Source organism: Stenotrophomonas humi (assembly GCF_001431415.1).
Lineage (GTDB): Bacteria > Pseudomonadota > Gammaproteobacteria > Xanthomonadales > Xanthomonadaceae > Stenotrophomonas > Stenotrophomonas humi.
Genome location: NZ_LDJI01000015.1, coordinates 1 through 19,657 on the forward strand (window position 1 = coordinate 1; position 19,657 = coordinate 19,657).

Annotated in this window: 16 protein-coding genes; 11 read left to right on the top strand and 5 right to left on the bottom strand. The window is 62.1% G+C overall.

The window, feature by feature from the left end:
* Positions 1-246 precede the first annotated feature (246 nt).
* A complete protein-coding gene (locus ABB26_RS08480; protein WP_161809022.1) occupies positions 247-942 on the top strand; it encodes a response regulator transcription factor in 696 nt (231 codons plus the stop codon).
* 136 nt (positions 943-1,078) lie between these two features.
* Positions 1,079-2,494 carry a sensor histidine kinase gene (locus ABB26_RS08485; protein WP_152982595.1) on the top strand — a complete coding sequence of 472 codons (1,416 nt, stop codon included), beginning with the start codon at positions 1,079-1,081 and terminating at the stop codon, positions 2,492-2,494.
* Between the two features lie 10 nt (positions 2,495-2,504).
* Here ABB26_RS08485 and ABB26_RS08490 read toward each other — a convergent pair whose 3' ends face one another.
* The 3 genes from ABB26_RS08490 to fdhD all read right to left on the bottom strand — a co-directional run bounded on the left by ABB26_RS08490 (position 2,505) and on the right by fdhD (position 6,680).
* The gene (locus ABB26_RS08490) at positions 2,505-2,915 is read right to left on the bottom strand and encodes a hypothetical protein (protein ID WP_152982596.1); all 411 of its coding nucleotides are present in this window, start codon (positions 2,913-2,915) and stop codon (positions 2,505-2,507) included.
* Between the two features lie 201 nt (positions 2,916-3,116).
* Complete coding sequence (locus tag ABB26_RS08495; RefSeq protein ID WP_338062617.1) at positions 3,117-5,492, bottom strand: FdhF/YdeP family oxidoreductase; 2,376 nt, start codon at positions 5,490-5,492, stop codon at positions 3,117-3,119.
* Between the two features lie 327 nt (positions 5,493-5,819).
* Complete coding sequence (gene fdhD, locus ABB26_RS08500; protein WP_083490741.1) at positions 5,820-6,680, bottom strand: formate dehydrogenase accessory sulfurtransferase FdhD; 861 nt, start codon at positions 6,678-6,680, stop codon at positions 5,820-5,822.
* A gap of 148 nt (positions 6,681-6,828) precedes the next feature.
* Here fdhD and ABB26_RS08505 point away from each other — a divergent pair, with 148 nt between their 5' ends.
* From ABB26_RS08505 to ABB26_RS08520, 4 genes are all read left to right on the top strand, one after another.
* Positions 6,829-7,485, top strand: coding sequence for a lysoplasmalogenase (locus ABB26_RS08505; RefSeq protein WP_161809023.1), 657 nt, complete (start codon positions 6,829-6,831; stop codon positions 7,483-7,485).
* A 542-nt stretch (positions 7,486-8,027) separates the two neighbouring features.
* Entirely contained in the window at positions 8,028-8,705 is a 678-nt protein-coding gene (locus tag ABB26_RS08510) for a winged helix-turn-helix domain-containing protein (protein ID WP_057633251.1), read from the top strand.
* On the top strand, positions 8,689-9,921 hold the full coding sequence (locus tag ABB26_RS08515; RefSeq protein WP_057633252.1) for a sensor histidine kinase: 1,233 nt from the start codon (positions 8,689-8,691) through the stop codon (positions 9,919-9,921). The genes ABB26_RS08510 and ABB26_RS08515 overlap by 17 nt, the downstream gene beginning before the upstream one ends.
* A gap of 105 nt (positions 9,922-10,026) precedes the next feature.
* Complete coding sequence (locus ABB26_RS08520) at positions 10,027-11,154, top strand: agmatine deiminase family protein (RefSeq protein WP_083490743.1); 1,128 nt, start codon at positions 10,027-10,029, stop codon at positions 11,152-11,154.
* A gap of 200 nt (positions 11,155-11,354) precedes the next feature.
* Here the strand turns inward: ABB26_RS08520 and ABB26_RS18925 are convergent, their stop codons facing one another.
* Together ABB26_RS18925 and ABB26_RS08525 are read right to left on the bottom strand one after the other, a co-directional pair.
* Complete coding sequence (locus ABB26_RS18925; protein ID WP_152982597.1) at positions 11,355-11,570, bottom strand: hypothetical protein; 216 nt, start codon at positions 11,568-11,570, stop codon at positions 11,355-11,357.
* Between the two features lie 97 nt (positions 11,571-11,667).
* Positions 11,668-13,092, bottom strand: a complete 1,425-nt coding sequence (locus tag ABB26_RS08525) for an MFS transporter (protein WP_057633253.1) — start codon at positions 13,090-13,092, stop codon at positions 11,668-11,670.
* A gap of 111 nt (positions 13,093-13,203) precedes the next feature.
* Here ABB26_RS08525 and ABB26_RS08530 point away from each other — a divergent pair, with 111 nt between their 5' ends.
* From ABB26_RS08530 to ABB26_RS08545, 5 genes are all read left to right on the top strand, one after another.
* Complete coding sequence (locus tag ABB26_RS08530) at positions 13,204-14,100, top strand: LysR family transcriptional regulator (protein ID WP_057633254.1); 897 nt, start codon at positions 13,204-13,206, stop codon at positions 14,098-14,100.
* Between the two features lie 374 nt (positions 14,101-14,474).
* Positions 14,475-14,633 (top strand): hypothetical protein, encoded by a 159-nt coding sequence (locus ABB26_RS19150; protein ID WP_161809024.1) that lies wholly within the window; start codon positions 14,475-14,477, stop codon positions 14,631-14,633.
* Between the two features lie 144 nt (positions 14,634-14,777).
* Positions 14,778-15,407 (top strand): TetR/AcrR family transcriptional regulator, encoded by a 630-nt coding sequence (locus ABB26_RS08535; protein WP_057633255.1) that lies wholly within the window; start codon positions 14,778-14,780, stop codon positions 15,405-15,407.
* A 62-nt stretch (positions 15,408-15,469) separates the two neighbouring features.
* On the top strand, positions 15,470-16,582 hold the full coding sequence (locus ABB26_RS08540; protein ID WP_057633256.1) for an efflux RND transporter periplasmic adaptor subunit: 1,113 nt from the start codon (positions 15,470-15,472) through the stop codon (positions 16,580-16,582).
* Entirely contained in the window at positions 16,579-19,644 is a 3,066-nt protein-coding gene (locus ABB26_RS08545) for an efflux RND transporter permease subunit (protein WP_057633257.1), read from the top strand. The genes ABB26_RS08540 and ABB26_RS08545 overlap by 4 nt, the downstream gene beginning before the upstream one ends.
* The last annotated feature ends 13 nt before the right edge of the window (positions 19,645-19,657 follow it).

Below are 19,657 nucleotides of genomic sequence, written 5' to 3' on the forward strand. Positions count from 1 at the left end.
GCGGCCTGTCCCCGATAGAGTTTGAACGGCAGTACGCACTAAACGGCTGAAGAGTGTCTACAAAAGCCTGGGCGATTCAACCCGAAGTGGACGCCGGTTGGATTTCTGCACTAAGTTGAAAACCATATGCATCAGCAGCTGCAGGCGCTTGGCGTATCACTTGGCGTCCGCTTGGGGTAGAAGGATTGGTGGTGCGGACGCACTGGCTCGCACTTGTGGCACCAAAGGGAAGGTATGCAGCGTGATATGAACGGATGGTCGGTAATGGTGCTGGAGGATGAGGAGGAGCTGCGGGAGAAGTTCCTCATTCCAGGACTTAGAGATGAGGGTTTCGAGGTGGACGGTGTGGGCAGCGCATTGGCCCTGTACAGGGCCTTGAGCCTGCGCTCCTACGACGCGTTCGTTGTGGATGTCGGCCTTCCGGACGAGAGCGGCTTCGCGGTGACGCAGCATCTGCGCAAGTTGGGCAACGCGGGGATCGTCATGCTCACCGGACGGCGCGGTGCGGACGACCATGTCCACGGATTGGAGCAGGGCGCGGATGCCTATCTTTCCAAGCCCGTCGGAGTTGTAGTGCTCGCCGCGACGATACGCAGCGTCATGCGGCGAACGTCTTCAGCCGCGGCACTGCCGCCAGTGCGGGAGCCGAATACGACCGGTTGGTGCCTGACTGCCAATGGGTGGCGCATTGCCACGCCTTCCGGCGCCGATGTCGGCCTATCAACAGGTGAACGGCTGTTCCTGACGGTGCTGGCTGCCGCCGAGGGTGCAGTCGTGACGCGCGAGGCGGTCATTGGGCACCTCGGCCGCGATGAACAGGATTTCGACCTGCACAGGCTTGAGATGTTGATCTATCGCCTGCGACGCAAGGTGCTTGCCGGTACCGGGTGTGAGTTGCCGCTCACCACGGTACGTGGCATCGGCTATCTGTTGCTCCTGTAACCGCCAGCGACAGATCTGATGCCCGTGCGGGCGACGCAGATCAGCCGTCACTCCAGCTGCGTATGATGCTCGCCGGGGAGCATGGGCTGGTCGATCTGGCAGCCCACGATTTGGCGAAACGGGGAGAACAGGCAAGGTGGAAGACAAGGTCGTGGCGACACCCGTGAGCGTGTGGGCCTGGGGCCTGCAGCGATGGCGGAGAATGCAGCACTGGGTGCGGGATGTGCCCGTCGCCGATCCGGTGGATCGGCGCAATGCGCCAATGCTCCAGTTGGTTTCCCTGCTTCTGGCGGTGCTTCCGTCGGCCGCCTGGTGCTATCGGGCGTTGCTGGTGGACATCCCCTGGCGGCCGGGTGAGGTTACCGGGATGGTGTTCGGCTTGTCCGTCAGCGCCATCTCCGCGTTGAGCTTCGTGCTGGTGCGCAAGGGGAGATTCAAGGCGGCCTCCCATGCCTTGCTGGCCGTATTCGCAGCGACGGTGATCCCCGCCTACCTGGTCGCGGGTTTCGGCGGGCAGCGATTCGAGCAGCCTGTCCTGGCCATCTGGATGGCGATCGCCGCACTGGCCGTGGGGCGCACGGCCTTGTGGCTGATGTTCCTTTGCATCGCCGCGGCCTTCGGGCTGGGGATAGGCGTGGATATCGGGAAGCAGGGCAAGGCGGTCGAGCTTCTGGGGGATGCCGCTTTCAGCATGGCCATCTTCCTGATGATTGCCGTGGTGCTGGACCGGAGTTCGGTCGCGCTCCGCGAGAGCCTGCGCGAAGCGCGGGCACGCGGGGATGCATTGGACGTGGCCAACCGGCGCCTGACCGAGGAGATGGCCGAACGTGAACGCACCTTCGCGCAGTTGGTCCAGGCGCAGAAGATGGAAGCTGTCGGCCGGCTCGCCAGTGGCGTCGCGCATGACTTCGGCAATGTACTGGCCGTGGCGGGCGGGTATGTGCGCAGTGGGCTGCACTCCGGCAATGAGGCGCGGATGCGGGAATCATTGCAGGGCGTGGATACGGCGGTGAACCGTGCCAACCTGCTGACGCGCCGGCTGTTGTCGCTGGTCCGTGTCGAGGAGGGCGTGGAGGAGTGGTTTGATCCGGGCGAGGCGCTGAAGGCGCTCATGCCCATGATCCGGCAGTTGATGGGGCCGGGTGTAAAGGTCGATGTCACGGTCGCTGACGATCTGCCGCCGCTGTTCTTCGACCGGATGCAGTTCGATCTGCTGGTCCTGAACGTGGCCGCGAACGCGGACCATGCCATGCCCGATGGTGGTGGCTTCTCGCTGCGGGCACGCAGGGACAATGACCGTTTGGTGCTGGACCTTGCCGATACTGGGGTGGGCATGGAGGGCGACGTGCTGGTGCACGCCTTCGAGCCATTCTTCACCACCAAGCCGCGCGGACAGGGCAGTGGGCTTGGTCTTTCGGTAGTTCGTGACCTGGTCCAGCGGGCTGGTGGTAGCGTGAATGCGGAAAGCCAGTTAGGCAGGGGAACGACGATTTCCCTGCGTTTTGCCGACGCTTTGGCCGAACTGGCAGAGGTGGAAACGGAAGAGCGATGAACTTGCCGACCTAGGAGATGTAGGCGATAAGCCGCTTGCCGACGGCGGCAACCACGCTGGAGAGCAGGTCCACGTCGACGGGGTGCTCCAGGTCCAGCGCATGCTTGAGTGAAGGGGCGGGGATGCTCAGCGACCTGGCCAGCGCCTCGTGTGTCATCCGGCTCTTCACGATCTCGTTGTGCACCAGCACCTTGAGGGACTCGCCGGCTGATAGATGGATGTTGACGCCATTGCTTGGTTTGGTCCGCGGCAGCGGTACCGAGGCGCCCGCCTGGAACTTCTTTCGTATCTCCGACCTCAGCGCAGAGCCTAGGCTTCTTTCCAGCTGATGTGCATTCGAGGTGGAAATCTCCGGCCAATCCGTCAGGTGCATCACGGGATGGGTCGAGCTTCCCTCGGTTCTCACGGAATATACGAACATATGCTTATTCGGACGACGCAGTCGGATCGGCTGCGCGAGTCACGCACGGCAGGATGATTGTTAGCGGGTGTCCGGGAATATATTGGTCGGTATTGCGCTTTGCACGCACCCACTTTCACTCATTGCGTGAGTAATGGTGAGTGATGCATGGAATGGTCGACACCTTGGCGGCGAACGCATGGAGCGATTCAAGTGAAGGGTCTAGGCCAAGGTGATGTGCACCGGCACCGATTTGTAGGACGGCGTTCCACTTGTCGGGTCAATGTAGTTCAGGGGAATCAGGCAGTTTCCTTCAGGGTAGTAAGTTGCAACCGACCCTCTGGAGATCTTGTAGCTGACGGCGATCACGTTCTCAAGGATTCTGTCGCCTTCGTTGTCCAGCGCCGTTCTTATCCGGATTCGATCCCCCTGTTGGATGCCCCGGTCGTTCATGTCTTCTTCGTTCATGAAGACCACATCACGCCGACCGAAGACCCCGCGGTAGCGATCGTCCAGACTGTAGATCGTGGTGTTGTACTGGTCATGGCTGCGAATGGTGGCGAGTTTCAGGACAGCCTCATCCGCAGGCCTGGGATCCTCCGCGACACCCGAGAACCGGAGAAACTCCGCCTTGCCGGATGCAGTGGGCCATATGCGTTCAGTCGGGGGCAGCGGAAGGCGGAAGCCACCAGGAATGCGAATCCTGGCGTTGTAGTCCAGGAATTCCGGGAAAACCGCTTCGATGGCGTCGCGTATCAGATCGTAGTCGGCCAGCATCTCCATCCACCGCACGCGGCTTGCAGGCAAGGTGGCGCTCGCCATTCCTGCAACGATCGCCGGCTCCGAACGGAGCTCTTCAGACGCGGGTTTCAGCTTTCCACGCGACGCATGCACCATCGACATCGAATCTTCCACAGTAACCGCCTGGGGCCCGGTGCTCTGGATGTCCTGCTCGGTTCGACCGAGACAGGGCAGGATGAAAGTGTTCTTGCCCACCAGCAGATGGCTGCGGTTGAGCTTTGTCGCGATGTGGACGGACAGCTCCAGCCTGCGCATGCCAGCGAAGCAGGCGTCTGCATCAGGTAGTGCGACCCCCAGATTGCCGCCGAGGCAGATGAGCACGCGTGAGCGACCATCAATGATGGCCTGCATGGCGGCAACGGCGTCGTGGCCATGCTGGCTGGGAGCGCGGAATCCGAACCGTTGCTCGATTCGATCAATCATGCCAGCGCTTGGTTTCTCGGTGATGCCGACGCTGCGATCTCCCTGGACATTCGAGTGGCCGCGCAAAGGGCAGATGCCGGCGCCGGGCTTTCCAAAGTTGCCTCGGAGGAGCAGAAGGTTGGCAATCTGCTGGACATTCCTGGTGCCGGTGCTGTGCTGGGTGACGCCCATGCCATACGTGACAATGGTCGCGTTGGATTTGGCATAGGCTTGCGCGACCTTGCGCAGCTCCTCCTCAGGCAAGCCGGATTCAGCCACGATGCCTGCCCAGGATGTCGCGCGAAGATCCTCGGCAAAAGCATCGAAGCCGTTGGTATGGCCTTCAATGAATTCACGATCCAGGATGCCGGCCGCTTCACCTTGCTCGGCCTCCATCTCAAGTAGCGCCTTCATGATGCCCTTCAGGGCCGCAGCGTCTCCGCCAATCCGTGGTTGCAGATATGACGACGCAATCTCCGTTGCACCAAAGGTCGCCATCTCCAGCGCGTCCTGTGGATCGGCAAAACGCTCGAGCGCTCTCTCGCGCAATGGATTGAGGACGATGATGGGAGCGCCACGCCGTGCGACTTCGTGAAGCGTTCCCATCATGCGGGGGTGATTGGTGCCTGGGTTGTGTCCTATCGCGATGATGAGCTCACACGTGTCGAAATCATCCAGCGAGACGGTTCCCTTGCCGATCCCGATCGACTTGGGCAGGCCAACGCTGGTTGCTTCATGGCACATGTTGGAACAGTCAGGAAAATTGTTCGTCCCATACTCCCGGGCAAAGATCTGGTAGAGGAACGCGGCCTCGTTGGAGGCCCGTCCGGAGGTATAGAACTCAACCATGTTCGGATCGGGCTGGTCGCGCAGGATCTGCCCGATGCGACGGAATGCCTCATCCCAGCCGACGGCTTCGTAGATGTCCTTCTCGGCGTTGTAAGCCATTGGATTGGTCAAACGCCCCTGATCCTCCAGCTGATAATCCGTCCATTCCAACAGGGAAGAAACGCTGTTGGATGCGAAAAACTCTGGAGTGACGCGCTTCTTGGTGGCTTCCCACGTCACGGCCTTTGCGCCGTTTTCGCAGAACTGGAAGGTTGAGGTGTGGTGACGGTCCGGCCATGCGCAACCGGGGCAATCGAAGCCCTCGGGCTTGTTTGTCCGATACAGCGTAATCGCAGCCTCAGGGGCTGCCATCTGGTCACTGATTGCTTTGGCCGTTGCCCTGAGTGCCCCCCAACCACCGGCCGGAGCATCGTACTTCCGGATGCCGGGGACGTCCTTCTCGGTCATGGCGATGCCTCGCTTGTCTGGGTACTTCGAAGAAGGGGGGAGGAGGGTGAGCGGCTTGTCGCGGCTTCCTTCGCGAAAAACCGTTTCCTCACTTGCCATGACCTGGCACATTTGCTGCCGGCCACTATGGTGCTTCGCTACGGAGAAAGTTGCCGAAAACGGCGCCTGGATTCATCGCATCGGAAGGGCTTTGACCCATGGTGTGATGCCCCTCGCCATGGATGCAACACTGAGCGCCGGAATGTTGATTTCATGTGATTTTCCGTAGACGAACACCTTGTCTGTGGGCGCAGCTCCAGCGGTTCGCACGATGTCGCCAACGGGGCCCGGAGGGAGACATGCAGACGTCGAAGCGTTCGTGAGACTTCTTCTTGGGCCTCGACACCGGTAGCATTAAATGCGACAGAATCGGGAAGTATCGCCCGCTCAATAGATACGGTTGTCCGCTTCGAAACCCAGCAGGCGTTCGGGATGCGAGTACACATTGAATCCATCATGCCGGGCGAAACCCACCAGGCAGATGCCCGCGGCCTTGGCCAGATCAATGGCAAGGGCGGTCGGCGCGGAGACGGCAGCGACAACAGCCATCCCGGCATGAGCTGCTTTGCTTACCATTTCATAGCTGGCCCGGCTCGAGATCAGAAGCAGGCCCGCATCCGTCGAGAGAGACTGCCGACGCATCGCACCGGCCAGCTTGTCCAGCGCGTTGTGCCTCCCGACGTCCTCCCGAACAAGTGAGATTTGACCGTCTGGCTCCACCCATGCCGCTGCATGTGTCGATCCCGCTATCGCGTTCATCGGTTGCATCCCGCCAAGCGAAGCCAGGGCCAATCGCAGCGATGCGACGGGGAATGTCGAGGGGCTTTCTATCGGCGGCGTCATGCGCATGACATCCTCAAGTTGCCGGGCGCCGCAAAGCCCGCAGCCGCTGCGTCCCGGTAGCAACCGCGCTGCAGCCGCTGACAGTGACGCCGCGGGCGCCGTGCTGGATACCCGCATGTAAAGCTCGATGCCCTCGATGCACGGCCTGATTTCCACGCCGAGAAACTCAGACGCATGTTGAATCAGGCGTTCACTCATCGAAAAACCCAGTGCGAAGTCTTCGAGGTCCGATGGCGTTGTCATCATGACGGAGAAGGGAGTGCCGTTGTAGAGCATTGCAACCGGGACTTCCTCGGCAACGCTGTCAATGACCGGACGTCGCTCGCCACCGCGCCAGCGGATCGTTGCCCGACCTACGATTCCCGGGTGCAGTTTGTCAGCAGGGGCAGGATCAAACTCGGACATCGGGGCAGCGACCTGGCGGGTTGGCTAAACGCTGTGGGGCACGAGTGGTTGCTCTTTGACCGGAGGATAGCTCAAACGTCTGATTCAAGCCGAGCCCGCTTCGCGGCTCGGCGTAACATTGGTGTTGGACAGAACGCGGAGCATTATTTTGGCCGGAACAGATTTCACGATCATTGCTTGTCTTGCCGCGTGCGGCGCGCTGGTGGTCTCCGAATGTCGCGGCTGGAAAGCCAGCAGGGCCATATTCAAGACTGCAGCCAGTACGGCATTTTTGGCTCTGGCAGTTCAACTCGATGCAACGGCATCAGCGTATGGTCAGTTGATCCTGGTAGCGCTTGTGCTCAGCTGGGTGGGTGACGTCCTCCTACTGTCTCAAAAGAGCCTCGTCTTTCTGCTCGGCCTCGCCAGCTTCCTTCTTGCTCATGTCGTTTTTTCTGGCGCTTTTGCACTTCGCCCCATCGATGGCACGGCTTTGATCGTCGGGCTGGCTCTCATGAGCTGTATCGGAATCTCGGTTCTCGTATGGCTTTGGCATCATTTGAAGACCTTCTATCGCGTTGCCGTTACCGCATACGTGATGGCCATTGTCGCCATGTGCACTTTGGCGATTGCCGTAAGTGCCGCTTCCGGGGCGTGGCTGTTGGCGAGCGGTGCGCTGATATTCGCGCTCTCGGATATCGCGGTTGCCCGGGACCGTTTCGTGGCGCCGGGTTCCATCAACCGGGTCTGGGGTTTGCCGCTTTACTACATGGCCCAGATCATTTTCGCCTTGTCACTGGGTGGGGCACCTATCGTTGCCGCCTGAACGTCCGTTCAAGCCTCGGCTTTGCACGCATTGGGCGGGTTCTGTTGCTGTTGGGCATACCGACACTGTTGCTGATTGAATACCCATGGGCAGGCGTCGCCATGCTGTCTGTGCGGTTGCGCCTGTTCGCCGGCAGGTGCATGCGAGGTGCACACCGGGTGACCTGTCCTGATTTCGTGATTCGTCACTAAATTAGCTTGCTCTCGCCCTCGTTTCATTGCTGCTCGCGCCCAGCGGAGCAGGGGATGTAATGGGGAATCGTCGTTGTCGTTCCGTTGCGCTGGGCCGGCACCGCTTCACCGCAGAACATGGCATTCCCGCCGTTCGCCATCGGGGTGGGTCGGTTCCAACTCAGAGCACATCTCAATGCCTGCGGGACGCTGGTCGATTCAGGGCGAGGCATCTCGCCGATGCAGCGATAATGCGCCGCCGCACACCGTAGCGTGCCCGAGACGTATGGAAGGGGCATAGCGCTGAAACACCATTCCTGCTGCATCGAAACTGCGCTGGGATTCCTGTATCCGTGGCAGTATCCTGCCGCGATGCGCCTGCTTGTTCTAGAAGATCAGTCCGATTTGCGCGAGTCCGTTGCCAGCCGGCTGCGCGCGCAAGGCCATGCGGTCGACGAGGCCCGTGGCCTGGCTGAAGCGGAATCTTTCGTGCAGTCGTATGCCTACGATGTCCTTCTACTTGATCGCGGCTTGCCGGATGGCGATGCCCTGGACGCATTGCTGCGCTGGCGCCAGACTGGCATTGTTGCACCGGCACTGTTCCTGACGGCTCGTGACTCGATCGAGGACCGGGTTGATGGCTTCGCCGGAGGCGCCGATGATTACCTGGTAAAGCCATTCGCGATGGACGAACTGGTCGCCCGCGTCGGCGCAATCGGCCGTCGTGGCAATGCGATCCGGCCCAGCACGATCCGCATCGTCGATCTTGAAATCGATCTGGCACGGCGCGCGGCGCGCCGCGGTGGCATCGCATTGCCTTTGCGGCCAAAGGAGTTCGCGCTGTTGCAGCTGTTGGCCGAACGCGCGGGACAGGTGGTATCGCGACAGGACCTTCTCGCAGCCTGTTGGGGCGAAGACCAGCAGCCGGCCTCCAATGCCGAGGAAGTGCTGATCGCCGCCCTGCGTCGCAAACTTGGCGATCCACCGTTGCTGCGCACCGTACGCGGTACGGGCTATCTGCTGGAAAGCCCCGATGCCACGCGCGCGTGACCAGCTGCTGCGTCGGTTGCACCTGCGCCTGACGGCGATCTGGAGCCTGGCCTGGTTGTTCTGCGTGATCGCTCTGTGCGTGGTGGCGATCCTGACGCATGCCCGGCTGACCCAGCTCGATATCACCTCCACCCTGCGGCTTCGCGCGACTGCCGTCTACGGGCTCACCTGGTTCGATACCGACGGCAGATTCCATGACGAAGTGCTGCGCAAGGAAGCCGGCGTGCTGGATGGGCGCGCCGATATCTGGGTGGTGGGCAACGGTACGCCTGCGACGGTGCTGCTGCGCCCGGACCACCCGCAGTTCGAACTGGCCGATCCGGTTGATACCGCTGAAGCGGCGATACGCGACGGCACCGATGCGGTCCAGGAAGGCCGCGACGGGCGCGGCCGCCCGTTCCTGTTGTATGCCAAGGAAACCTACGACGAGCGTGATCGTCCTGCGGCCATCATCCTGGTGTTGGGCGACCCTACCGCGCGCGATGCGGCGCAGTCTGCTTTCGTGCGCTCGACCTTGCTGATTGCGCTGGGCTTTGCGGCGTTCGGAATAGTGGTCGGTTCTCTCCTGTCGCGGCGTTCAATGCGCCCGGCGATCGCATCCTTCCAGCAACAGGAACGCTTTCTTTCCGCCGCTGCGCATGAACTGCGCACGCCGGTCGCGCGATTGCAGGCATTGTGCGAATCGGCACGGGATGGGCGCGAAGCGCCCGCACAGATACTTGGCAAGGTTGAGCGCGTGGCTGGCCAGGCGACCCGCCTGGTCGACAAGCTGTTGTTGCTGACGCGGCTGGACACCGCTACCACGCCTGTATCGAAAGAGCCGGTGCGCTTGGACCTGCTGGTCGAATCCGTGCTGCCGGAGGATGCGCAGATCGAATTTCACGCAATCGAATCCGTGGTGAACGCCGACGTTCAGCTGGTGCAGACTGCCGTGCGGAACCTGATCGAGAACGCCTTGGTACATACGGCAAAAGCCGGGAACGGCGAGCCGATCCGCGTGACCGTCGCAGGGAGCACCGTGGTTGTCGAAGACCGCGGCCCGGGGTTCCCTGATGCGCTGCTGCAACGCATCGGCGAACCGTTCGTGTCCGGCCCCAACAGCCCCGGCAGCGGGCTCGGGCTGTCCATCGTCCGGCATATCGCACAACTGCATGGCGGCGAGCTACGCCTGGAAAACCGTGCTGGCGGCGGGGCGCGCACCGAACTGCGCCTTTAGCTAACGGCGGCGGGAGGCCGTCAGGTAGATATCAGGTTCGCTCTCTAAGGTAGGCCCTGCCCAACGGCGATACGCCGTCCGCAGCCCATTACCTGAGCGTTCCCCATGTCTACTTCCGCCACCACCCGCACCCAATGGCTTTCGCTGATGACCAGCATCCTCTTCGCTTCTGCTTTCGCCTTGCCCGCAACCGCCCATGCCCAGTCCGGCTACATGCCCGATGAAACCTCGCTTCATGAAGGCACCTGGCTGCAGTGGCCGCATGAGTACACCTACGGCCGTGCCTACCGCGACCGCATCGAGTCGACCTGGGTGGCCATGACGCGTGCATTGGCCACCAGCGAGAACGTTCACATCATCGTCTACAACAACGTCGAGAAAGCCCGGGTACGCACTGTCCTGCAGGCCGCCGGTGTGTCTTTGGCGAAGGTCGACTTCCTGGTCCGCCCTACCGACGACGTCTGGGTGCGCGACAACGGCCCCGTCTTTGTCTACGACCGCGATGACAAGCTGACCATTACCGACTGGGGTTTCAACGGTTGGGGCAACGACGCACCGTACCGGAAGGACGACAGCGTGCCCGGCGCAGTGGCGCGCAAGCACGGCCTTCCCAGCTTGGACCTCAACGACGTGGTGCTGGAAGGTGGTGCGATCGAGGTCGATGGGCGTGGCGTGTTGATGGCCACGCGCAGTTCCACGCGTGAGCCCAACCGCAACGCGGATCTGAGCCAGCCCGAGTTCGAGCAGGTACTGCGCGATCAACTGGGCGTGGCCAAGTTCATCTGGCTGGATGGCGCACCCGGCGGTAAGGAAGACATCACCGACATGCATATCGACGGCTTCGCCCGCTTCGGCACGCCGGACACCATCGTCACCATGAATCAAGCAGATCTGCGCGAATGGGGTCTGTCGGACACCGACGTGGCCGCGTTGTACCGCGCCACCGACATCGACGAGGCGCCGTATCGTTTCGTACAACTGCCGCTGACCCAGCGCGACGTGGTCACCAGTTACGGCTATGAACTCGGCTACAAGGGTTCGTACGTCAACTACTACGTTGGCAATACCGTGGTGCTTGTTCCCGAGTACAAGGACCCCAACGACACCGTCGCCAAGGCCATTCTCCAGCGCCTGTATCCAGGCCGCACCGTGGTGGGCATCGACGTGCGCAACCTGTACCGCAACGGCGGCATGGTGCATTGCGTTACCCAGCAGCAGCCTGCCGCGCTGTGATGGCCAAACGAGCAGTAGAAAATTCTCTGACGTGTTTGTCCGATGACATCGAGCGCACGCAGAAGTGAGGGTTCGGTTTGCTGCTCCGCAGCTTGGCTTGATTCAGCCGTTGTGTCCGTGTCCTTCACTTGCGAGTAGTAGAGGGTGGGGGAGGCGTTGGGGGTGTTTATCGAGGTAGTTTTGGGAACCCTACTTTCCGACTAGGGCGCGTTATCGCCGCTGACAATGCCACCTAGGCTCAACGGGTAATTAAGAATCGAAAGGCTCGTTATCGAAACGTAGCGGCAAAGGAATCCCCAATTGTGCCCGGCATGATTGCCACGGCGGACAACCGCACCGGCAGCAAAACCATCTGGCAATAGCTTGTAAAGCCATTGAATCGTGCCGGAGAAGCGTTGCGTGAGCGTCGATTCCATGTGAGCGCCTCTGAGGCGAAAGCGGGCATCGCCTCAGAGGCGATGCCGAGGTAGGCAGGGATCAGCAAGTGCTTGGGAAATTTCGACATCGTCGTGTTCAGCGCGGGCGGGTGAAGGAAGCGGCGGCCATGCGTACCTGGGGCCCAACGACTACTGCAAGTGCGATAGCGACCAGCAAGGTCGCGAGCAGGAACACCGCATGGGTGCCGGAGACCACCGCAGTCGTGCTGGCCGACGTGATGACCGATGTCCCGGCGGCATGCATGAAGACCGCCCCCATCAACGATGCGCCGCTGACCAGGCCCAGGTTGCGCGAGAGGTTGAGCAGTCCCGACACGGTGCCGCGCTGCCCCGGAGCGGTACCAGTGATGACGGCGGTGTTGTTCGCGGCCTGGAATGTGGCGAAGCCACCGGTCAGGACGACCAGGGCGATGACGTAGCCCGACGCACCGGCGTCGATCGTCATACGTGAGAGTAGGAACGCGCCCGCTGCCATCGACAGCAGTCCCACCACGGTCATGCGTAGTGCGCCGAAGCTGTCGACCGCTTTACCCGCCGGTACGCCGACTAGCGCCGCGACCAGCGGGCCCGTCGACATCACCAGACCGATCGTGGTGGCATCGAGGTGCAGAGCGCCGGACAAATAGAAGGGACCGATCACGAGGGTCGTCATCGCCACCGTCGTCGCCAACCCGCTGGCCACGAAACCGGTGCCGACCAAGTGCTCACGGAACAGTGCAGGTTGCACCAGCGGCGAGCGCGCCTTCGTTTCGACGATCAGGAACGCCAGCCCGAGGACGGCCGCGACCACTGCAAGTGCAAGGTTGACCGCGCCGAAATGCCCGCGTCGGATTGTCATCGCTAGCGAATATGCCGCGAGCGCGGAGGCAAGCAGCAACGAACCTGGCAGGTCGAAGCCCGAGGCCGTGGCAGCGCTCTGGTCGCGTGGCAGATAGCGCCAGGCCAGTGACGCGGCCAGCAGGCCCAGCGGCAAGTTGATGAGAAAAATCGCCTGCCAGCCGAAGATCCCAATCAGCACACCGCCTAACGACGGACCGAGTGCTGTGCCGACGGCTGAGGTCGTGCCGAGCAGTCCCATCGCGCGCCCCGCGCGCTCCTTCGGCACGGATTCGCCGACCAGCGCCATCGTCAAGGCCGTCATCATCGCTGCGCCCAAACCTTGGCCGGCACGCGCGGCGATCAGTACCCAAAGCGAGGGCGCCGCGGCGCAAGCCAACGAGGCAATGGTGAATGTTGCGATCCCGAGCAGCATGAGCCGACGCCGGCCGAACAGGTCGCCCAGCCGCCCGGCCGACACAACCTGCGTGGTGAGCGCCAGCAGATAAGCCAGCACTACCCATTGCACGGACTGGAAGGACGTGTCGAAAGCGCGGACGAAGGTTGGCAGGCCGACGTGGGCGATGCTCGTGCCCAGCGAGGAAAGCAGCATAACCAAGGCGAGACAGGCCAGCGCGCCGGAGGGGGCCGAGGAGGAGGGGGGGACGGACGGTTGGGTGTTCATGGTGTGAAAGCCTGAGCTCCTCACGGGCAAGGCGGAAGACGCACTGATCGAAAACAATCAGTGCATGGAGCGCCATGTCTGGTCGAGAAGGATCGTGCTATTCCTAGCGCCATGGACAACCTCGATCTGAATCTGCTCGTCACCCTCGACGCCCTGCTCGACGAGGGCAGCGTCGTCGGTGCAGCGAAGCGCCTGCGGCTGAGTAGTTCGGCCATGAGTCGGGCGTTGGCGCGCCTGCGCGAGGCGACGGGCGATCCGTTGCTGGTGCGTGCGGGACGCGGCTTGGTGCCCACGCCGCGCGCTCTGGAATTGCGGGGACCTGTCCGCCAGGTCGTCTTCGACGCGGAAGCGGTGTTGCGCCCTGCGCTGAAACTGGACTTGCCATCGTTGGCGCGGACCTTCGCGATCCGCAGCACCGAAGGCTTCGCCGAAACCTTCGGGCCCGAACTGATCGCACGCGTATCGAACGAGGCGCCACTGGTACAGCTTTCATTCCTGGCCAAGCCGGACAAGGACAGCACACCCTTGCGCGATGGTACGGTTGACCTGGAGACGGGCGTGATCGCCCAAGCGATGGGTCCGGAGATCCGCGCACTGGGCCTGTTCCGCGACCGTTTCGTCGGTGTCGTGCGCCGCGGGCACCGGTTGTCGAAAGGCCGGATGACGCCGCAGCGCTATGTGACAGCAGCGCATGTCGTTATCGAACGTCGCGGTCTGCGTGCGGCGGTAGTCGACGAGGCACTGGAACGGATGGGACTGGCGCGCAATGTGGTGGCGGCGGTCAGTGGCTTCGGGCCGGCGATCGCGCTTGCGCGTGGCTCCGACATCGTCGCGACGGTGCCGGAGAAGCACACCGCCGGTCTGAGCGATGGCATGCACTGCTTCAAGCTGCCTGTGCCGGTTGAGGATTTCACCATCTCGCTGTTCTGGCACCCACGGCTTGATGCCGACCCGGCGCATCGCTGGATGCGTTCCCTGGTGCGAGATGTCTGCAAGCTCCCGCGCTAGTGGAATCTATCCCTGTTGACTAGAGAGAAAAAACCGCTGAACAAGTTATTGGCGGTAATGGGCTGGACGCTGTCGTTGTCCCTGGTTCCATTGGCGTACTCGAACGCAGGTGAATTGTAGGTCGACCGTCCTGAGAATCACTTGGAGGCGGAACAGCTGAACGAGGCATCAGCCCGGTTGCGGCACCTTTTTCGGGTCTGCCTTACGGCATCCATTGGGATACTACCCGTGACGAGCACAGCTTTGCTCACGATTAGAGGGCGTTATCGGGGGTAGGAAGGGGGCAAGAAGGCCAGATGCACTTTTGTAAAAGTGCCCGGCAAGGGCTACAGCCCAGCGTATGCCTGGCTGGCGCAAAGCGCGGTGTGCGAAGGGTGTGGTCAACGTTGGCGATGGGCGTCGCCTTCCTCAACCTGTCGCCGTGGCTATCGCCCATGAAGCAGGTGGCGACGATGAATGAGCCGGCCGCCCATCTACTGCACGGCCTGTTGGTCACGGCGGACTTCCTGCTACCTGGCGCGCTGCTGACCTGACTGGTAAACCGTGCGGAAAAGCGCGCGGCCCCTGTGCGGATGGCGACTTGAGAAGCTGCATGGGAATCAACAACAGCCGTGGGTGAACCCATACCCGATTGGTCACTGTTTGCCCGCGTCACCGCGCAGCGCTACGCTTCACCGATGTCTACTTCATCCTCCGCAGCGTTCGACGCCGGGCGCGGCCCCGCTGAGCACGACGTGCGCACGCAGATCATCGAGGCGGCCACCGCGCACTTCAGTCACTACGGCTACGACAAGACCACCGTGTCTGACCTGGCCAAGGCCATCGGCTTCTCCAAGGCGTACATCTACAAGTTTTTTGCCTCCAAGCAGGCCATCGGGGAGGTCATCTGCACCAATTGCCTGGCGCAGATCGAAGGCGAGGTGCATGCGGCCCTGGAGGGGGTTCAAGCCCCGCCTGACAGGCTTCGGGTGCTGTTTACCGTAATCGTGGAGGCCAGTCTTCGCCTGTTCCTCCAGGATCGCCGCCTCTATGAAATCGCCGTGGCGGCCGCGACGGATCAATGGTCCTCGACCCAGGCCTACAAAGGCCGCATCCGTCAGCTTATCGAAGAGATCCTGAAAGAGGGGCGCGCGTCCGGCGTCTTTGAGCGCGCGACGCCGCTCGAAGCGACCAGCCACGCGGTCTATCAGGTCCTGGTTCCCTATCTGAACCCAGTGACGCTTCCACACCTGTCGGCTCTGCATGCGGAATCGCCTACGGCCTTGCAGGACCTGGTGCTCAGGAGTCTTGCCCCGCAACGAAAGTGACTATTGACCTAAACGGTCACTGGGAACAGAATGCCTCCGGATAACCCACTCCGGAAGACCGTATGCGGCGCCGTTTTGTACTCACAGCCATCTCCTGCGTTGTTCCGTTGTTCCTTGCGGCCTGCGGAACGTCGGATGACATCGATCCCCGGACCGCGCCGCCCATCGTCCGGGTTGCCCATGTGCAACCGGGCGGGGGAAACGCGCGCACGTTCACGGGGACCATCGCCGCACGGGTGCAGAGCGATCTGGCCTTCCGCGTGGGCGGCAAAGTCACTGAGCGCCTTGTTGAAACCGGCCAGACGGTCAAACGCGGCGATGTGCTCTATCGGATCGATCCCAACGACCTGAACCTGGCGGCGGCGTCCCAGCAGCAGGCCGTCATCGCCGCCCGTGCGCAGAGCGTGCAGGCCACCGCGGATGAAGTGCGCTATCGCGATCTGGCGGCTAAGGGCGTTGTCTCCCGATCGGCCTACGATCAGATCAAAGCGGCGGCGGACGCAGCATCGGCACAGCTCAAAGCCGCCGAGGCGCAAGCCCGGGTTGCGCGTAACGCCAGTCAGTACACCGCGCTCGTTGCCGATGCTGATGGGGTGATCATGGCCATCTCCGCTGAGCCTGGCCAAGTCGTGGCGGCGGGGCAGATCGTCGCCCGGCTTGCCCGTGCCGGCAATCGGGAGGCAGTGGTCCAATTGCCTGAGACGCTGCGTCCCCAGATCGGCTCCGTGGCCTCAGCGTCCCCTTTCGGGGGGAGCGGCAAGGTCCCCGCACGGTTGCGCGTGCTCTCTGAATCGGCAGACCGTGCCACCCGAACCTTCGAAGCCCGTTACACACTGGAAGAGGGCAACACCCCATTGCCGCTGGGTTCAACGGTGGCGGTCGAGCTTGCAGGCGGAATACCTGCCGGCGTCTCGGATGGCTTTGAGGTTCCGCTGGGCGCGCTGTTCGATCCCGGCACCGGAACCGGCGTATGGGTGATCAGTGGTGAGCCGCTCAAAGCTCATTGGACGCCGGTGGCCGTCAAGCAGCTGGGCGATGACCAAGCCTTGGTCGAGGGTACCTTGAAAGCCTCGGATCGCGTGGCGGCGCTTGGCGCACATCTGCTCCGCGAGGGGCAGATGGTTCGTCTGGCCGACACGGCCATGCGCTCCGCTGCAAACGGAGCCCGTCAGTGAGTGGGTTCAACCTGTCGGCGCTTGCGGTGCGCGAGCGTGCTATCACGGTCTTTCTGATCTTTCTGATATCCGTTGCCGGCATCGTCTCGTTCTTCCAGCTTGGCCGCGCAGAGGATCCCGCGTTCACCGTCAAAGTCATGACCATCGTGACGGCTTGGCCTGGCGCCACGCCGACGGAAATGCAGGACCAGGTCGCCGAGAAGCTGGAAAAGCGCCTGCAAGAGCTTCGCTGGTATGACCGCAGCGAAACCTACACGCGGCCTGGGCTGTCCTTCACCACGCTGACATTGCAGGACGGCACGCCCCCGTCGCAGGTGCAGGAGGAGTTCTACCAGGCGCGCAAGAAGATGGCGGACGAAGCGGAGAACCTGCCCGCAGGCGTGATCGGTCCGATGGTCAACGACGAATACGCGGATGTCACCTTCGCTCTGTTCGCACTGAAAGCGAAGGGGGAACCATTCCGCGCCCTTGCGCGAGATGCAGAGGCCCTGCGTCAACGGTTGCTGCACGTGCCTGGCGTGAAGAAGGTCAACATCATCGGTGAGCAGTCCGAGCGCATATATGTGGAGCTTTCCCACGAGCGGTTGGCGAACCTGGGCATCACGCCGCAGGAGGTGTTTGGGGCGCTGAACGCGCAGAACGCCCTGACGCCGGCAGGCTCGGTCGAGGCCAAAGGCCCGCAGATTTTCATTCGCCTCGATGGCGCGCTGGATCAGCTGGAAAAGATCCGTGATACGCCGATCGTTACACAGGGAAAGACCCTTAAATTACAGGACATTGCCACCGTCAAGCGTGGCTATGAAGATCCCTCGACCTTCATGATCCGCAACGGTGGTGAGCCAGCCATGCTGCTGGGCATCGTGATGCGCGACGGCTGGAATGGCCTGGATCTGGGCGCCTCACTCGACGCGGAGGTCAAGAAGATCAATGACGGGCTCCCGGTCGGGATGGCGCTGGACAAGGTGACCGATCAGGCGGTGAATATCAGGGCGTCGGTCGACGAGTTCATGATGAAGTTTTTCGCCGCGCTGCTGGTAGTGATGCTGGTGTGCTTTGTCAGCATGGGCTGGCGAGTGGGTGTGGTGGTGGCGGCCGCGGTGCCGCTGACGCTGGCTGCTGTGTTCATGGTCATGGCCGCAACCGGCAAGAATTTTGACCGCATCACGCTCGGCTCGCTGATCCTGGCGCTGGGCCTGTTGGTGGACGACGCGATCATCGCCATCGAAATGATGGTGGTGAAGATGGAAGAGGGCTACAGCCGGGTCAAGGCATCGGCCTACGCGTGGAGCCATACGGCAGCGCCCATGCTGGCCGGCACCTTGGTGACTGCAGTGGGCTTCATGCCCAATGGCTTTGCCCGGTCCACCGCCGGCGAATACACCAGTAACATGTTCTGGATCGTGGGCATTGCGCTGATCGTATCTTGGGTGGTCGCGGTGTTCTTCACCCCCTATCTGGGCGTGAAACTTCTGCCTGAACTCAAGATCGTGGAAGGCGGGCACAGCAGTCTCTACGACACGCCGCGCTACAACCGTTTCCGTTCGATCCTGACGCACGTGATTGCGCGTAAGTGGCTTGCGGCAGGTTCGGTGATTGGGCTGTTCGTGCTCTCGGTGGTGGGCATGGGGTTGGTCAAGAAGCAGTTCTTCCCCATTTCCGATCGCCCGGAGGTGTTGGTCGAAGTGCAGATGCCCTACGGCACGGCCATCGAACAGACCAACCTGGCCACCAGGAAGGTGGAGCAGTGGCTCGCTGGGCAGGAAGAGGCGAAGATCGTCACGGCCTACATCGGTCAGGGCGCGCCCCGGTTCTATCTCGCAATTTCGCCGGAACTGCCGGATCCCGCGTTTGCCAAGATCGTGGTGCGCACCGACAGCCAGGAACAGCGCGATGCCTTGAAAGCAAGGCTACGCCAGGCGGTTGCCGAGGGCTTGGCGCCTGAGGCACGCGTTCGCGTGACGCAGCTGGTGTTTGGCCCTTACTCGCCCTATCCGGTGGCCTACCGTGTCAGCGGTCCGGATCCGGACGTCATCCGTGGGATTGCAACCAAGGTCGAGCAGACGCTGCACGCGAGCCCGATGATGCGCACGGTCAACACTGATTGGGGCGTGCGCACACCAACGCTGCACTTCACACTCGATCAGGACCGCCTGCAAGCCATGGGAATGACGTCTGCGTCTGTCTCGCAGCAGTTGCAGTTCTTCCTGAGCGGGGTGCCCGTCACTGCGGTCCGTGAAGACATCCGCACCGTCGAGGTTGTCGCTCGGTCAGGTGGGGACACACGCCTGGATCCTGCGCGGATTGCGGACTTCACGTTGGTCGGTGCTGCTGACCAGCGCGTGCCGCTGTCCCAGATCGGCACGGTAGAGGTTCGGATGGAAGAGCCGGTGCTGCGCCGTCGTGATCGGGTGCCCACCATCACCGTGCGTGGTGATATTGACGATGCATTGCAGCCACCGGATGTATCCACCGCAATCAGTAAGCAGCTTGAGCCGCTCATTGCCTCGCTGCCTGAGGGCTACGCCATTACCCAGGCTGGTTCCATTGAGGAATCGGGCAAGGCAATGAGCGCGATGCTGCCGCTGTTTCCGATCATGCTAGCGGTCACCCTGCTGATCATCATCCTGCAAGTCCGGTCCATCTCCGCGATGATCATGGTCTTCATGACCAGTCCGTTGGGGCTAATCGGCGTGGTGCCGACACTGCTGCTGTTCCAGCAGCCATTTGGCATCAACGCGCTGGTGGGATTGATTGCGTTGTCGGGCATCCTGATGCGCAACACGCTCATCCTCATTGGTCAGATCCACGAGAACGAAGACGCTGGGATGGACACCTTCCACGCCATCATCGAGGCGACGGTTCACCGAGCGCGACCGGTGATCCTGACCTCCTTGGCAGCGGTGCTTGCGTTCATTCCGCTGACCCATTCGGTGTTCTGGGGAACGCTTGCCTACACGTTGATTGGCGGCACCATCGCCGGCACTGTGATGACGCTGGTCTTCCTTCCGGCGATGTATGCCATTTGGTTCAAGGTACGAGCGGAGAATAACCTCGGTGCCTGATATTCGCCCGGAC

Bases quoted from the DNA above. Each gene is read 5' to 3' on its own strand.
- ABB26_RS08530 (WP_057633254.1), top strand. From the start codon at position 13,204: ATGGACAACCTCGATCTGAATCTGCTCGTCACCCTCGACGCCCTGCTC.
- ABB26_RS08495 (WP_338062617.1), bottom strand. From the start codon at position 5,492: ATGGCAAGTGAGGAAACGGTTTTTCGCGAAGGAAGCCGCGACAAGCCG.
- ABB26_RS18925 (WP_152982597.1), bottom strand. From the start codon at position 11,570: ATGGAATCGACGCTCACGCAACGCTTCTCCGGCACGATTCAATGGCTT.
- ABB26_RS08490 (WP_152982596.1), bottom strand. From the start codon at position 2,915: ATGTTCGTATATTCCGTGAGAACCGAGGGAAGCTCGACCCATCCCGTG.
- ABB26_RS08540 (WP_057633256.1), top strand. From the start codon at position 15,470: ATGCGGCGCCGTTTTGTACTCACAGCCATCTCCTGCGTTGTTCCGTTG.
- ABB26_RS08510 (WP_057633251.1), top strand. From the start codon at position 8,028: ATGCGCCTGCTTGTTCTAGAAGATCAGTCCGATTTGCGCGAGTCCGTT.
- ABB26_RS08535 (WP_057633255.1), top strand. From the start codon at position 14,778: ATGTCTACTTCATCCTCCGCAGCGTTCGACGCCGGGCGCGGCCCCGCT.
- ABB26_RS08520 (WP_083490743.1), top strand. From the start codon at position 10,027: ATGTCTACTTCCGCCACCACCCGCACCCAATGGCTTTCGCTGATGACC.
- fdhD (WP_083490741.1), bottom strand. From the start codon at position 6,680: ATGTCCGAGTTTGATCCTGCCCCTGCTGACAAACTGCACCCGGGAATC.
- ABB26_RS08515 (WP_057633252.1), top strand. From the start codon at position 8,689: ATGCCACGCGCGCGTGACCAGCTGCTGCGTCGGTTGCACCTGCGCCTG.
- ABB26_RS08480 (WP_161809022.1), top strand. From the start codon at position 247: ATGAACGGATGGTCGGTAATGGTGCTGGAGGATGAGGAGGAGCTGCGG.
- ABB26_RS08525 (WP_057633253.1), bottom strand. From the start codon at position 13,092: ATGAACACCCAACCGTCCGTCCCCCCCTCCTCCTCGGCCCCCTCCGGC.